At 63.0% G+C, this 15,127-nt stretch carries 9 protein-coding genes; 4 read left to right on the top strand and 5 right to left on the bottom strand.

The genetic code is table 11. The features are described from left to right. Positions 1–81: 81 nt before the first annotated feature. From E1N52_RS00890 to E1N52_RS00875, 4 genes are all read left to right on the top strand, one after another. Positions 82–981: a LysR family transcriptional regulator gene (locus tag E1N52_RS00890; RefSeq protein ID WP_133179325.1), complete on the top strand. Its 900-nt coding sequence runs from the start codon at positions 82–84 to the stop codon at positions 979–981. 115 nt (positions 982–1,096) lie between these two features. After that, on the top strand, positions 1,097–2,131 hold the full coding sequence (locus E1N52_RS00885) for an LLM class oxidoreductase (RefSeq protein WP_133179324.1): 1,035 nt from the start codon (positions 1,097–1,099) through the stop codon (positions 2,129–2,131). Then, entirely contained in the window at positions 2,109–2,498 is a 390-nt protein-coding gene (locus tag E1N52_RS00880) for a nuclear transport factor 2 family protein (protein ID WP_133179322.1), read from the top strand. The genes E1N52_RS00885 and E1N52_RS00880 overlap by 23 nt, the downstream gene beginning before the upstream one ends. A 241-nt stretch (positions 2,499–2,739) precedes the next feature. Then, entirely contained in the window at positions 2,740–3,990 is a 1,251-nt protein-coding gene (locus E1N52_RS00875; protein WP_133179320.1) for a hypothetical protein, read from the top strand. A gap of 58 nt (positions 3,991–4,048) precedes the next feature. On the opposite strand, the gene E1N52_RS00870 is transcribed toward E1N52_RS00875, so the two are convergent. The 5 genes from E1N52_RS00870 to E1N52_RS00850 all read right to left on the bottom strand — a co-directional run bounded on the left by E1N52_RS00870 (position 4,049) and on the right by E1N52_RS00850 (position 15,124). Further along, positions 4,049–5,566 (bottom strand): CoA-acylating methylmalonate-semialdehyde dehydrogenase, encoded by a 1,518-nt coding sequence (locus tag E1N52_RS00870; RefSeq protein ID WP_133179318.1) that lies wholly within the window; start codon positions 5,564–5,566, stop codon positions 4,049–4,051. Positions 5,567–5,831: 265 nt separating this feature from the next. Then, positions 5,832–11,342 carry an ATP-binding sensor histidine kinase gene (locus E1N52_RS00865; protein WP_133179316.1) on the bottom strand — a complete coding sequence of 1,837 codons (5,511 nt, stop codon included), beginning with the start codon at positions 11,340–11,342 and terminating at the stop codon, positions 5,832–5,834. Between the two features lie 159 nt (positions 11,343–11,501). Beyond that, entirely contained in the window at positions 11,502–12,449 is a 948-nt protein-coding gene (locus E1N52_RS00860; protein WP_165979303.1) for a LysR family transcriptional regulator, read from the bottom strand. Positions 12,450–12,515: 66 nt separating this feature from the next. Beyond that, positions 12,516–14,039, bottom strand: coding sequence for an efflux transporter outer membrane subunit (locus E1N52_RS00855; protein ID WP_133179312.1), 1,524 nt, complete (start codon positions 14,037–14,039; stop codon positions 12,516–12,518). Next, on the bottom strand, positions 14,036–15,124 hold the full coding sequence (locus tag E1N52_RS00850) for an HlyD family secretion protein (protein WP_133179310.1): 1,089 nt from the start codon (positions 15,122–15,124) through the stop codon (positions 14,036–14,038). Before E1N52_RS00850 ends, E1N52_RS00855 begins: the two co-directional genes overlap by 4 nt. Positions 15,125–15,127 lie beyond the last annotated feature (3 nt).

Genomic DNA, 15,127 nt, shown 5'->3' with positions numbered 1-15,127 from the left:
CGCGCGCAAAGGCGCTGCGCGCTCGCGCGGAAAGAGAATCCGTTAACATCGGGAATCTCCCTTCCAGTGATCGAGAAGACCATGGACCGTCTCGAAGGGATGTCCATCCTGGTCGCAGTCGTCGATGCAGGCAGTTTGTCAGCCGCGGCCCGGCAACTCGGCCAGCCGCTGGCGACAGTCAGCCGCAAGGTCGGCGATCTCGAAGCGCACCTGAAGACCCGCCTGCTCCATCGCACCACACGACACCTCTCGCTCACCGAGGCCGGCGAGGCTTATGTCGCGTCGTGCCGGCGCATTCTCGAGGACATCGGCGAAATCGAGCGCGCCGTGACCGGCGAATACGCGGCGCCGAAAGGCTCGCTCGTGGCCACGGCGCCCGTGGTCTTCGGGCGGCTGCATGTGGTCCCTGTGATGGCGGCCTTTCTCGCGCACTATCCGGAGATCGACGCCCGCCTCGTGCTGACCGATCGCAACGTCAATTTTCTCGAAGACCACGTGGACGTTGCGGTGCGCATCGGCCAGTTGCCGGACAGCAGCCTCGTGGCGATACGCCTTGGCGAAACCCGCCCCGTGGTGTGCGCGAGCCCCGCGTATCTCGCCGAGCGCGGCACGCCGCATGACCCGGCCGATCTCGCGAATCATGCGTGCATCGGTTTCGAGGGAATCAATGCGTCGCGCACATGGACGTTTGCCGGCGAAAAGTCGGAACAGAACGTGCCGATCCGCGCGCGGCTCGTGACGAACACAGCGGAGTCGGCCATCGACGCCGCGGCGCTCGGGACCGGTTTGACGCGGGTTTTGTCTTATCAGGTCGCGAACGCCGTGCAGGAAGGCCGCTTGCAGCTCGTTCTGGAAACCTTCGGGCTGGCGCCCATGCCGATCCATCTCGTCCATGCCGGCCAAACGCCGCTGCCGCTCAAGCTGCGCGCGTTTCTCGACTTCATGTCGCCGCGCCTCAAGGCGCGTCTGTCCGCTGTTTGAATTCCCCGCGTTATTGAGCGCGAGTATCAACTGTTGTTCATCGCAGGTGGTTTTTGTCAGCGTCGTTCGTGCGTAACCTTGGCTGGCAAGCTGGGAAAACGCAAGGCGAAACGCAATGGATATGTCAGCAATCACCGCAATGAAGGCTTCCGCGCCCATCGAACATGCGCTTTCGCAGCAGCCCGCGTGGCGCCGCGTGTTTCGCGAGGACGCGCTCACGGTCGGACTGATCCTGCCGCTCGAAACGCATCCGGACTCGCCCGTCCCGACCATGCGCGATCACGTCGCCATGGCGCAGCGCGCCGAGTCGATGGGCGTGGCCGCGCTGTGGATGCGCGACATTCCCTTCTACGATCCTGCGTATGGCGATGCGGGCCAGATCTTCGAACCGCTGGTGTATATCGCCAGCCTCGCGGCAGTGACGAAGGAAATCGCGCTCGGCACGACAGGCATCGTCTTGCCGATGCGCGAACCGCTTTTGCTGGCCAAGCAGGTGAATTCACTCGACCAGTTGACGAATGGAAGGCTCCTGTTAGGGATGTCTTCCGGCGATAGACCTTCCGAGTATCCCGTTTTCGGCATCGACTTCGATACGCGTGGCGAGCGGTTTCGCGACGCGTTCGAGACCTATCGGACAGTGAGTGAGCAGCCCTTTCCGGTGTTTTCCTCGCCCCGTTTCGGCAAATCGGGCGGCACGCTCGACATGTTGCCCAAGCCGCCTTACGGACGCACCCCGGCCATTGCCGTCGGCCGGGCACAGCAGAGCCTCGAATGGATCGCGGCACATATGGACGGCTACCTCGGCTTCGTGCCCGGCCCCGCCGCGCTCGACGCATTCGTGCGCAGCTGGCAGGATCAGGTCGCCCGGTCGATGGGCCGCGAAGCCTTCAAGCCGGTTGCCTTTGGCGGGTACCTCTATCTGCATCCGCGGCCCGACTACCCGTTTCGCGCCATCAAGGGCGGCTTCGCTATCGGCAGCCGTTCGCTCAGACATTTTCTCGAAGCGGCACGCGAAGCGGGCGTGAGCCACGTCGCGCTGAATCCGAAAGTTACGCCGCGCCCGTACGCCGACGTACTCGACGAGTTGCACAGCGAAGTGCTGCCTTACTTTATCCCGGAGGTGTTTCATGCAACACGCGAATCTACGTGAAGCGCTCAATGCGCACTGGCAGGCGTCGGCGGCCGGCGATCTCGAAGCCGAACACGACATCTACGCCGACGACGCCATCTGCGACTACCCTCAATCCGGCGAACGCATTCTCGGGCGCAAGAATTTGCAGGCCCTGCGCGGCCATCATCCCGGCAAGCCGTCCGGTTTCGAAGTCAGACGCATGCAGGGCGAAGGCAATCTCTGGGTGACCGAATACATCATCGCTTACCAGGGGCGATCCGCTTTCACCGTGAGCATCATGGAATTCCGTGACGGCAAGGTCGTTCACGAGACCCAATATTTTTCGGATCCCTTTGAAGCGCCCGCCTGGCGCAGCCAATGGGTTCAGAAGATCACGACCCGTTAGCCAATAGCTAACATGACGTTAGCCTCTGGACGCGTTCCAATGGGCCTGGGATGCACGCATACTCGCGACGACCGGAAGGCCAAGTGCGCCGACCCTATTCATCGGACACTGTGCCATGACCGCGTTGTCGTCATTGAATTCCACCTCATCTTTCGCCGTTACGTCGCTAGCGGATACGGCCGCCACCGCTTCTACTGGCAGCGTGGCGTCAGAAGAGGCAGCCGCTGAATCCGCCTCGGCAATGGTCACGATTCCCTCGGCTGGGGTCGAATCGCTCGTCATCTACACGCCTGATGGAGCGATGGCAGGCGCGCCGCCGATCACCACCTGGGCGCGCGACAACAGCGACGCGATCTCCCAGGTGATGGCGTCCGATTACCTGGCCGACTCCGTGTCCGGTCAGTTCCACAACCTGGGAAGCGCCCTGCTCGATCGCTTCATGACCACCGGCAGCGATTACTCGCAATCGGTTTCGGTCGGCTCAGTCGGGCAATCGATCGCGTCGTCAACGCAGAGCCCTCAAAGCGATATCAACCTGACGGTGCAGACCGCGAGCGGCGTGAAGGTCGACATCGAAATCCAGAGCGGAAACGGCACGCTCGGCGTCACCATCCACAGCAGCGGGACGCTCACGGGCACAGAGCGCAATGCGCTCGCCGGTCTCGCGGACGGCTTTCAGAAGGCGATCGATGGTCTGAGCGTTCAGCCGCCCACGCTCGATCTGAGCGGTTTGATGCAATACGATCCTTCGGTGTTGTCGTCGGTGAATATGCAGTTCAAGCTGGCCGGCAACACGTTGTTCGGCGTCTCAGGCAATTTTTCCGCGAACAATTCGGCGAGGAGTGTGAGCCTGACGGACTGGGCAGGCACGATGAACCTCAAGGTCGATACGAGTCAGTCCGCACTCTGGGGATCGGGCGCGCAGCGCAGTGCGGCTATTGCCAGCTATCTGAAACAGTTCGATAACGCCAACACGCAAGGCCACGGAAACGCCGCGTTCATGGGGCTTTTCAAGGACGCATTCACGCAGTTGAACAGCAACGTTGGGACCGCCTCGCAGGCCGCAACGCCGTGGCTCGGGCAGCCCGAGCAGGCCATGCTGACGGGACTCGGTGATTTCACTGCTTCGATTTCCGATGCCGGCGATACGGTCGGCACTCAAGCGAACACCTTCTCTTATCAGGTTTCCCAGAGCACCAGCACCGATGGCGACGCAGTCTCGCAGGTACAGCAGTCGCATCTGAAGGCGAGTTATCGCGAGGTGCTTTCGTCGTCCGCGTATGACGACGTGGTCGTCGACGACGACGCAAGCAGCACGGTCAAACTCGCGATGGAAAAGGGCGTGCTCATACACGCATCGCTCACGCAGTCATCCACCCAATCCACGCGCAATTCAGAGTATGTCGATGGCAAGCTCGTATCCGATGTCACGACGCCATGGAATATGTCCGCTTCGACAGATCTGCTACGCAAACTGCAAAGCGAGAGATAGCCGGCCATACTCGCGCCGGCTATCTTCGAGAGCGCAGCGCTCTCACGCCGCGCTTGACTTACTTCGACGCGGGCATCGCGAATTCCGCACCCTTTTCGATGCTGTCGGGCCAGCGCTGCGTCACGCTCTTGTAGCGCGTATAAAAGCGCACGGCTTCCTCGCCGTAGGCGTGATGATCGCCGAACAGCGAGCGCTTCCAGCCCCCGAACGAATGCCACGCCGACGGCACCGGACTCGGCACGTTGATGCCCACCATGCCGATCTGGATCTGCCGCGTGAACGTGCGTGCCGCGGCGCCATCGGCCGTGAACAAGGTCACGCAATTGCCGAGTTCATGTGCGTTGACAAGCTCGATGGCACTGGCGAGATCCGGCACGCGCACCACCGAAAGCACCGGCCCGAAAATCTCTTCGCGATAGATCTTCATATCCGGCTTCACGTCGTCGAAGAGCGAGCCGCCCAGGAAGAAGCCCTCTTCGTGCCCGGCCACGGTATGGCCACGCCCGTCCACGACGAGCTTCGCGCCTGCCGCGACGCCCGCATCGATATAACCCAGCACCTTGGTACGATGCGCGGCGCTGATGAGCGGCCCCATGTCCAGATCGGGCTCCATGCCCGCACCGATGCGCAGTGCGCGCACGCGCGGCGCGAGACGCTCGATCAGTTCGTCGCCAATGCTGCCCACCGCCACCGCGACCGACGTCGCCATGCAGCGCTCGCCCGCCGAGCCGTATGCCGAACTGATCAGCGCATCGACGGCCTGATCGAGATTCGCGTCGGGCATGACGACGAGATGATTCTTCGCACTGCCCAGCGCCTGCACGCGCTTGCCGCGTTTGGCGCCCTCTGCGTAAATGTATTCGGCCACCGGCGTGGAAGCGACGACGGACATCGCGGCCACGTCGGGATGCTGAATCAGCGCATCGACGGTGCCCTTGTCGCCGTTCACCACGTTAAAGACGCCCTTGGGAAAGCCCGCCTCGATGAAGAGTTCCGCCAACCGGATCGACGAAGACGGCGTGCGCTCCGAGGGCTTGAGAATGAACGTGTTGCCGGTCGCGGCGGCCATGACGAACATCCAGCACGGCACCACCACCGGGAAATTGAACGGGGTGACGCCCGCAATCACGCCCACGGGTTGACGCAAATTCCAGCTGTCGACACCGCTGCTGCTTTGATCAGTGAAATCGGTCTTGAGCAGGTTCGGAATCCCGCACGCGAATTCGACGATTTCAATGCCACGCATCACCTCGCCCTTGGCGTCCGAAAAAAGCTTGCCGTGGTCGCGGGTAATGAGTTCGGCGATTTCGTCGAGGTGTGCCTCGAGCAGTTCCTTGAACTTGAACATCAGGCGCGCGCGCTTGAGCGGCGCGGTTTCGCTCCAGGCTGCAAACGCGGTTTTGGCGGCCGCGACGGCGGCGGCAACTTCGGTGGTATTCGCAACCGGCACGCGCGCCGTAATGCGGCCCTGCGCGGGATCGTAGACGTCGTTGAATCGCCCGCTCACGCCAGCGGTGTATTGACCGTCGATGAAATGTTTCAGTTGGCGCACCGCGCCCTGGTTTGCTTCGCTCATACGTCCTTCCTTTAGGGAATCTGGGCACTGCGCGCGGAAGAGAGTCCGCGCCGCAGCGCGCGTCAAGTCAAGTGGCCGGGCATCTCCATGACTCCCCGCCAGGACCGGCAGTCATTGACCGCCAACGAGAACAGTCTACGTTTTGCGGCTCTCGGCCGAGGGACTAGCTGCGACGGTTTGGGGACATTCCCGGCTCGTTTCCGGCCATCGCGACAAGGCGGAAATCGCGGCGATCCGAAGGGTCGAATGGCTTCGCGCGGCAGCGCTAAATACGTGCTGGCAGCGAAGCGTTACCCTGTGCCGGAAGCGTGAAATGGAAGCTGACGCCAACGGTGTCGTTCGGCGTCACCCATAGGCGCCCGCCGTGGCTTTGCACGATCGAGCGGCAGATGGGCAGCCCCATGCCGAGACCGTCGGGCTTGGTCGTGAAAAAGGCCTCGAATACGCCCTCGAGATTGCCGGCGGCGAGTCCCGGCCCGGAATCCTGCACGGTAATGCAAAGTTCGTTTTCGTCATTCCTGCCGGTTCGGATCACTAACGTGCGCTCGCCGGCTTTCACTTCGCTCATCGCTTCGAGCGCGTTGATCATCAAATTGAGCATGACCTGCTGCAGTTGCACCCGGTCGCCCTGAACGCGCGACAAGCCCTCGGCGAGTTGCACCGTGAGTTCGACGCCGAACTTGCTGGCTTCGCCGCGCACGAGCGCGATCAATTCCCGAATCATGTCGTTGACGTCGAGGCCATCGGTGCGCAGCGGCTCTTTCTTGAAGTAGGCGCGGGTCCTGTCGACGATGCCGTTGGCGCGGTCGCTGTCCGCAACGATGCGGGTCAGCGCGAGACGCGCCTCGTCGAAATTCGGCGGGCGCGCCGCGAGCCATCGCAGGGCCGCACTCGCGTACGCCGCGATGGCCGTGATCGGCTGCTTCACTTCATGCGCGATCGATGCCGACAACTGGCCCATGGTCGCCACGCGGTTCGAATGCGCCAACACCGTCTGGAGTTCGCGGTAGCGTCGTTCGCTGTCTTGCACATCCTGTTGAGCGCGCTTCTGGTCGGTCAGGTCGAGTATGAACGCGACGCCCTGCCCCTCGCGGTCGCCGAACGCTGCGGCGCCGACCATGACGGACACGCGGCTCCCGTCCTTGCGAACATATTCCTTCTCGAACGGTTTGGCGCTTCCCGTGGCCTGCAATTCGGCCTTCACACGTTCGTCGCGCTCATGCCATTCCGGCGGCGTCAGGTCGGGCCAGCGAATCTGCCCGGATCTCAGATCTGCGGCGGTGTAACCCACAATGCGCAGAAACGCATCGTTGGCGTCGACGACATTGCCTTCGAAGTCCCAGATATGGATGCCGATGATATTGGAGTCCACGAGGCGCCGGACCTTTGCTTCGCGCTCCTGAAGATCGGCGTACAGGCGCGTATTCTCCAGAGAAATGGCCGCCTGCGACGCGAGCAAATCGAGCAGCGCGGAGCGGCGTGCGGTGAAGACATGCGAGGTCTCGGTGTTCTCCAGGTACAGCAGCCCACTGAGTTTTCCCTGCCTGACGAGCGGCAGGCAGAACACGGAACGCGTGGCGCCGCTCGCCAGATAGCCGTCTTCGGGAAAGAGACTGGATGTCACGGCATCGTCGATGATGACGCGCTTGCCCGTGTGCATGACGTAACGCAGCAGCGCGGCGGGCGTGGCCGCGCCGGTGTCCGGCAAGCGCTTCACTTCGATCCCGTTAGCGTCGATACGCGCCTCCGCCTCGATGCGGTAACCGTCCGGCTGCTCGGGCACGATCAGCAGACCGCGCTCGGCGCCTGCGGTTTCCAGCGCAATCGTCATCAGGCGCTCGACCAGACGCTGCAGCTCAATTTCGCTGGAAAGCGCGTGCGAGGCTTTGAGCAGCGTTGCCGCGTCGAATTCGCGCCAGTCGAAGCTGTGCGTCGACGTCAGCGTGCTCCCTTCCAGATCGGCCAGGCGAGGGAATTCGCTGTCGAGCTGCATGATCTTGCTTTGCGCACCCCACGCGTCGAAGCACCGGCGCGCATTGCGCAAATGACCTTCGGCGCTCGTCGCGAGGCCCATGCGCAAATAGAAACGGCCAGCCAGTTCGCTTGCCATGCCTTCGTGATGGGCAAAGCCATTCTCGCGGGCACAGCGAATGGCCTCCTCGTACAGACGCATGGCGTCGAGTTCGCGGCCTTCCAGACGCGCGAGTTCCGCGTTGAGCAGCGCGTGGCGGTTCTGATAGTTCTCGGGACACTGTCCAGCCCACATTTCAAACTTCTCGAGCGTCTCTGCGAGCATGCGTTTGTACATTTCCTGCTGCTCGGGAGAAGACTCGGGATAAAGCGCCGTCAAGGTGAGCATATGAAAAAAGTGAAAGGTCGGTTCGATCGCCAGCGCCATCACCGAACTCAGCACGGCCTGAGCCTGCCGCACCGCCGCCAGCGCGTCGACGTAGCGGCCATCGAGAAACGCGAGCATGACCTTGATGATTCGATAGACGCCAATGGCGCAACCGAAATTCGACCTGACGATCGCCTCGAAACAGTCGGCTTCGTCGAACGTCTCGTCATTCAGATCGAACGGTTTGGTGGTCCTGCCCCGCAGACTGATGACGCATTGCCGTTCGACCCGAATCAGTTCGTAGACCGCGTCGTTGTGGCTTTGGCGCATGAGCGCTGCGTACTTTTCGGCTATCGCCTGCACGTCTTCGAGCGCGGCCCCGCTCTCGAGCGCCTGCCAGACGGCATTGAATGCAACATTGCCGGCAAAAACGAAATCGCCCACTTCCATGCACTCGGCTGTCGCCCGCTCCAGCACCGGGAGATTCGCGGCGATATGGTGGCGCCAGAAATTGACGTGGGCGCCATACAGATGAAGCAGCTTTCCATTCAGGTGCCGATTGCCGAACCTCTCGTTGAGCTTCAGTGACATCTCCGAAACCTGAACCGCCGTCGGAATATCGCCGATCAGCGAAACCAGCATGAGCGCGTAATTGCCGAACGCAAAACTCGAGTTATCGGTCATGCCGTGCTGCAGGGAGAGATTGACCGCCTTGAGCGTGATGAGCGGATAGAATGCGGGCCGCGCGGCAAACGCGCAGTTCATCGCCTGAAGGAGCAGATTGATGATGGCGTGGATCGCGGGGTCCGTCGCCACCGGCGCCTCGACGAGTTCGCCGATGGCGCGACCCGCCTGATTGACGCGAACGTCGCACAGGGCGGTATGGAACGCCGCCTGAATATCCCCATCGGTTTCGGGGAAATGGATATCGAAGCCGCGCAGCGCAACGAGCGCGACCGCGAAGCTTTCGTCATATCGTCCGGCAAGCTGATACAACTCGATGCGCAAGCTGTAGACCTTAGCGCGATCGAGACTGGAGCGGGCTCTCGCGAGCATCATGTCCGCCAGGGTATCTGCTTTCGCAAAGTCGCCCACCAGATATTCGCACGCAGAAAGCGCGAGATAGAGTTCGAACGTGCTCTCGTAGCGTTGCGTCCACGCATCGGGCGACAGCAACGCCACGCCTTGCGCAAGATAGCCGCGCGCGGCCACATAGGCCGTCGAACCCATGGCCCGCCTGCCCGCGACGAGGTTCAAGGCAACCGCCTGCTCGCGCTCCGTTGCGTCGGCGATCAGCGCCGCGCCGCGATTGAGATGGTTCACGATGTCGAAAATCGCAGCTTCGAGTGCGTCCGGCGGCGTGCGCGACGCCAGTGCCCGGCCGATGCGCAGATGCGCGGCAGCGCGCTCGTCGGCGGGAATCAGCGCGTACGCTGCCTCCTGCACGCGATCGTGCGCGAATTCATAGACATTCGCCTCGCGAAAGACGAGGCCCGTTCGCACAGCTTCCCACAGGTCCGCGTGCAACTTCTCTTCGGAGCCGCCCTGAACCCAGGCCAGCGCGGCGACTTCGGCGACGTTGCCAAGGCACGCCAACTGGCCCAATGCGTCGCGCACCGCGGGCGGCAGCCGGCTCAATCTTGCCGCCATGAGATCGGCGACATTCTCGGTGTAGCCCTTCGCGCGAATGCGCGCCAGTTCCCAGCCCCACTTCGCGGCGCGCGGGTCGAATGCGAGCAGGTTTTCATCGGCGAGCGCGGTCAAAAACTGAATCGTGAAGAACGGGTTGCCACCGCTCTTCTCATGCGCCAGTTGCGCCAGCGGAGCGGCGCTCGCGCGCTCGCAGTGAAGCGCATCCGCCACAAGTTGCGTCACGCTGTCCCTCGTGAGCGGCGCAAGCTCGATCTGCTGCACTTTGCCTTCGGCGCGCGCAATCGACTCGAGCGTGCACGCAAACGGGTGCGTAGCGTCGACCTCATTGTCCCGATAGGCGCCCACGAGCAGCACGTGCCGCACGTCCGGATGCGTGGCGAGATGCGCGAGCAGATCGAGCGTCGCCGTATCCACCCATTGCAGATCGTCGATAAACAAGGCGAGTGGATGCTCCGGCCGTGCAAATACGCCGAGAAAACGTCGAAACACGATCTGGAAGCGGTTTTGCGCGTCTTGCGGCGGCAGCGTCGGCGCGGCCGGCTGCTCGCCGATGATGAGCGCAAGTTCAGGAATCAGATTGACGATCAGCTGGCCGTTGGGCCCGAGCGCTTCCATCAGCGCGCGCCGCCACGGCTCGACCTCGGCTTCCCGCTTGCTCAGCAGATTGCGCACCAGTGTCTGGAAGGCTTGCGCGAATGGCACATACGGAATGCCGCGCCGGTACTGGTCGAACTTGCCGGAAGCGAACAGACCGCGCGGCGGGACGAGCACCCTGTGCAGCTCGTTCACGACCGACGACTTGCCGATGCCCGGATAGCCCGAGATCAGCACCAGTTCGACCGCTCCGCTGCCCACCACGTGGTCGAACGCGCTGGTCAGTGCTTCGATTTGCGCCTCGCGCCCGTACAGCTTTTCGGGAATCAGCAACTGGTCGGATGCGTCGTGCTCGCCCAGCGGGAACGGATCGATGCGATGGTGCGCCTCCCATGCCGCGAGGCATGAACGCAGATCGGCTTCGAGTCCCGCCGCAGTCTGATAGCGGTCCTCGGCGGCCTTTGCGAGCAACTTGAGCACAATGCCCTCGAGCGCCTGCGGAATCGCGTCGTGGCGCGCCCGGGGCGGCGTCGGCTTGCGCGCGATATGGCAATGAATCCACTCCATCGCGTCCGACGCCTTGAACGGCAGCGCCCCGGTAAGCATCTCGTACAGCGTGACGCCGAACGCATAGAGATCGCTGCGCGTGTCGATCGACCGGTTCATGCGGCCGGTCTGCTCGGGCGCCATATACGCAAAGCTGCCCGCGACGATCTCGGGCGGCGCGGGCGGCTGATGTTCGTGCGGCAGTTGCGAAGCGATGCCGAAGCCGGTGAGCCGCACGTTGCCGCTACGGTCGACGAGCACATTCGCTGGCTTGATGTCTTTGTGAACGAGGCCGCACCGATGCACGTGGCCGACCACCTTCGCCAGATTGACGGCAATACGCAACAGGCGCGCGAGTTCGAACGGGCCGGCAAGCGTGCGATCGAGGGGTTCGCCGCCATCGTCGTCGAGCACGAGCATGGGCGGCTCTCTGTGCCGGTAGAACGCAAGCGGCCGCGCCGCCCAGCTGGAATCGAGCAGCGCGGCGAGCCCGTATTCGCGCTCGAGCCGCTTCACGCCGACCGGGTCTGCCCGCGTGGCGACCAGCGCGAGCACCGAGACGGGATGGCTGCGTTTGCGGGCGCGATACAGTGAAAAATCGCCGTCGTCGCGCAGCGGCTCCAGCTCATATCCAGCGAGATCCACGACGGACGCTCCTGTCATGATGCGAACTTCATCCGGAAATGATTTTGCACGCGCGCCTGTCTTTGCGCCATGCGAGCGCAGCAGCGTCATCGATTGTCCTGAACAATGATGAGCGGATGCACCTAACCTTCGATGCATCGACGTAAGGCAACATAGGCATCAACAGCCCGCCAGATAGCTGAAGAGATAGTCGACGAACACCTTGACTCTCGAAGGCGTGCGCGGCCTGTTGCGATAGCAGACGAAATAGCCGCTGGCCGGTGGCGCGTAGCCCGTCAACACCGGGTGCAACGCCCCGCTATCGAGGTGTTGGCCGATCTGCCGGCTGTCCAGCTGTGCGAGACCCAACCCGCCAAGCGCGGCCTGCCGGATCAGATCGGCATCGTTGGCGACGGTGTAGCCGTTGAAGCGACGTTTGACGGTTTCGCCGTTCTGATGAAACACCCATTCGGCGGGCCGGCCCGAATCTGCGTTTCTCTGCAAGATCAGCCTGTGCCGCAGCAGATCGTCGATCGCAAGCGGCGCACCGAATTGCGCGAGATAGGCGGGCGAGGCGCAGACCACGAGCCCCGAATCGCACAGACGGCGCGCCACGAAATCGCCCTTGCTCACTTCGCCGTACCGGATCACCACATCCACGCTGTCGCGTACCGGGTCGACACTGCGGTCGTTGAGATCGAGGTCGATCTGGATGCCCGGGAACAGCGTGGAAAACGCTGGCAGCATCTTCGCGATATACATGCGCCCGAAACTCATGGAGCAGCTCACTCGCAGGTTGCCGGCGGGCTCAGCGGCAGACCCCGCCAGATCGCCGGCAATACGATTGATGTGTTCGACAGCGGGAAAGCACTCTTCGAAGAAGAGGGTACCTTCCGCCGTCAACGTCATCTTTCGATTCGAGCGCTCCAGCAAGCGCACATTCAACTGGGATTCAAGCCGCGCAATGCTCTTGCTCAACGACGGCGAGGAAACGCCCAGTTGACGTGAAGCTTCGGCAAGACTGCCTGTGAGCGCGACGTTGATGAATCCAATCACGCCGGAAAAGTTGCGCGCAATCCCCGGCCGGCGTCGTGATGTCGATTCCCATACGGGGTCATTCTCGGACATACGGATCATTGTTATCGTTGGAAACGGCGCGCTTTCCGAATGACAAGCGCGCATTCGGGCTATCGGTTACCCGCCATATGTCGACTCCCATCCACCTCCCAGCGCTTTACAAAGCGTAATGAGATTCGTGGCCGCCGTGGCTCTGCTTTGCTCCAGACTGCTTTGCGCTTCGAGCAACTGCTTCTGCACGTTCAGTACGTCGAGATAATCGAGCGCCCCGGCCTTGTACCGCTCCCGCGCGACCGAGAGCGCGCGCTCGTTCATGGTCACGGCCTGGGCCAGCCGGTCGCGGCGGCGCTGTTCGGCGTCGTAGGTGACGAGCGCGTCGTCCACCTCCTGCCACGCGCGCAGCACCGTCTCCTTGTAGGCAATCGCGGCTTCCTGCTGTTGCGCCTCCCGCAGCTGGAGCGTGCCTTTCAGGCGGCCGCCCTCGAAGATGGGAAACGTAATGGAAGGGCCCACGACAAACTGCCCGGACGCCCAACTGGCCAGACTCGAGAGTTGAAGACTCTGGAAGCCCGCGCTTCCGTTGAGCATGATGCGCGGATAAAAATCGGCCTTCGCCACGCCAATCGACGCCGTCGCCGCGTGCAATTCAGCTTCCGCCTTGCGGATATCGGGCCGGCGCTGTACGAGTTCGGAAGGAAAGCCGATCGGCACCTGCGCGGGCAGCACGGGCACCTCCTGCGTTGCAGCCAGTGTTTGCCGCAGCGCGCCTGGCTCCTCGCCGAGCAGCAGGCCGATTGCATTGATCGTCGTTTCGGAGTGCGCTTCGAGCGTGGGAATCAGGCTTTCGATATTCTGCACCTGCGCCGAAGCGTTCGAAACATCGAGATCCGTCGTGACGCCTTCATGCGCACGCACCTGCGTGAGCTTCAACGCGTCGTTGGCGATGTCCAGGTTTTGATGCGCGATCTGCAGCAGTTCCTGCGTGTCGCGCAGTTCGATATAGTCCCGTGCAAGCTCCGCGCGTGCGCTCAGCAAGACCGCGTTCCGGTCCTCATACGACGCCTGGGAAAGCGCCGTCGCCGCTTCCACGCTGCGGCGCACGCGGCCCCAGATATCGATCTCCCACGAAGCGTCGAAACCGACCTGATACAGGTTATAGGCGGGCGAACCCTTGGAGCCCGGCATCGCCGCCACGCCGAGCGGCGCGCTGCCGGATGCCGACTGCGGCTGACTCTGCGTCGGCGTCACGCCAAGCAGCGAGAGAATGCCGTTTTCACTGCCGCGTTCGCGGTTATACGATGCGGCGCCCTCAAGTGTCGGATATTCGGCTGCGCCCGCCACGCGGCGCTCGGCCCGGCTTTGCAGCAGGCGCGCAGAGGCGGCTGCCACATCGAGGTTCGCATCGGCCAGCTGCTTTTCCAGGCCGTTCAACACCGGATCGTTGAAAAGCGTCCACCATTCCGGACCGAACTGGCCTTCTACGGCTTTACTCGGCGCCTGCGCCGTTTGCGTGCGGTTGAAGACCTCAGGCGTCGGCGACTTTGGCGGTTCGAAGTTCGGACCGACCGTGCAGGCAGCCATTGCGAGACATGCGAGAACCGTGAGGAGGATCGCGCGGATAGAAGATTGGCTCGTGTTCATTTTCTTTCCGCTCCCTCTGCCGTCGCTTCTGCGCCCCGGCCAACGGCCACTTCCGCTTCCACCGAAAGTCCGACACTCAATGCCGCTGCAGCAGGCTGCCCGCGATCGATCGTGATCTTGACGGGCACGCGTTGCACGACCTTTGTAAAGTTGCCCGTTGCGTTGTCGGGTGCGATCGGCGCGAAGCTCACGCCGGTCGCCGGCGCGAGACTGTCGATACGCCCATGAATCACGACGCCGGGAAGGCTGTCGACCGTCACGCGCACGCTTTCGCCAGGCCTCATATTCGTGATCTGGCTCTCCTGGAAGTTGGCGACGACATACGCATCCGAAAGCGGCACGATTGCCAGCACCGGGGCGCCGGGCGTCACGAATGCGCCGACCCGCGCCGACCGTCGTCCCACCTTGCCGTCGACCGCCGCGCGAATTTCTGTATAGGAAAGGTTGAGCTTCGCCTGTTCGAGCACCGCTTCAGCGTGCTGAAGTGCGCCAGCAGCTTTGTCGCGCTCAGTGCGCAGAACGTCCAGATTCTGCTGGGTGGCCGTCAGCACCGCCTGGTCGTGCGATTGCTGCGCAAGCTGCTCGGCGAGCGTGCTCGAAGCCTGTTGTTGCTCCTGCGCGGTCCCCGCCCCCGCCGTCGAAAGATTCTGGTAGCGCGCAGCGTTGGCCCGCGCGAAACCGATCGACGCGTCGTCGGAGCGCAGCGTGGCGCGCGCCTGATCGACGAGCGAGGGCTGACGCGCGATCTGCGCGTCGAAGTTCGCAACCGACGCCTTCGCGCCCGCCACCTCCGCCTCGGCGCTCATCAACGCGGCGCGATAGTCGCGGTCATCGATGCGCACCAGCAACTGACCCGCCTTCACGTCCTCGTTATCGTTCACCAGTACGTCCGTGATCTGCCCCGCGACTCGCGGCGCGACGAGCGTGAAATCCGCGGTGACGTAGGCGTCGTTCGTGGATTCCGAACTGGAGTGCGACAGGAGCTTCGTGCCGCCCCACGCAGCGACGCCGACAACCGCGACGACTGCTGCAATACGAAGCCACTTCAACCTGGACGGTGCGGGGGCGGGTTTAGTCGATGACATGGA

Source organism: Paraburkholderia guartelaensis, from assembly GCF_004353905.1.
GTDB lineage: Bacteria > Pseudomonadota > Gammaproteobacteria > Burkholderiales > Burkholderiaceae > Paraburkholderia > Paraburkholderia guartelaensis.
This window is presented reverse-complemented; position numbering and strand designations above follow the sequence as displayed.

Coding starts and splice junctions, on each gene's coding strand:
- E1N52_RS00850 (WP_133179310.1), bottom strand. CDS start 15,124: ATGTCATCGACTAAACCCGCCCCCGCACCGTCCAGGTTGAAGTGGCTT.
- E1N52_RS00870 (WP_133179318.1), bottom strand. CDS start 5,566: ATGAGCGAAGCAAACCAGGGCGCGGTGCGCCAACTGAAACATTTCATC.
- E1N52_RS00880 (WP_133179322.1), top strand. CDS start 2,109: ATGCAACACGCGAATCTACGTGAAGCGCTCAATGCGCACTGGCAGGCG.
- E1N52_RS00875 (WP_133179320.1), top strand. CDS start 2,740: ATGGTCACGATTCCCTCGGCTGGGGTCGAATCGCTCGTCATCTACACG.
- E1N52_RS00890 (WP_133179325.1), top strand. CDS start 82: ATGGACCGTCTCGAAGGGATGTCCATCCTGGTCGCAGTCGTCGATGCA.
- E1N52_RS00860 (WP_165979303.1), bottom strand. CDS start 12,449: ATGTCCGAGAATGACCCCGTATGGGAATCGACATCACGACGCCGGCCG.
- E1N52_RS00885 (WP_133179324.1), top strand. CDS start 1,097: ATGGATATGTCAGCAATCACCGCAATGAAGGCTTCCGCGCCCATCGAA.
- E1N52_RS00855 (WP_133179312.1), bottom strand. CDS start 14,039: ATGAACACGAGCCAATCTTCTATCCGCGCGATCCTCCTCACGGTTCTC.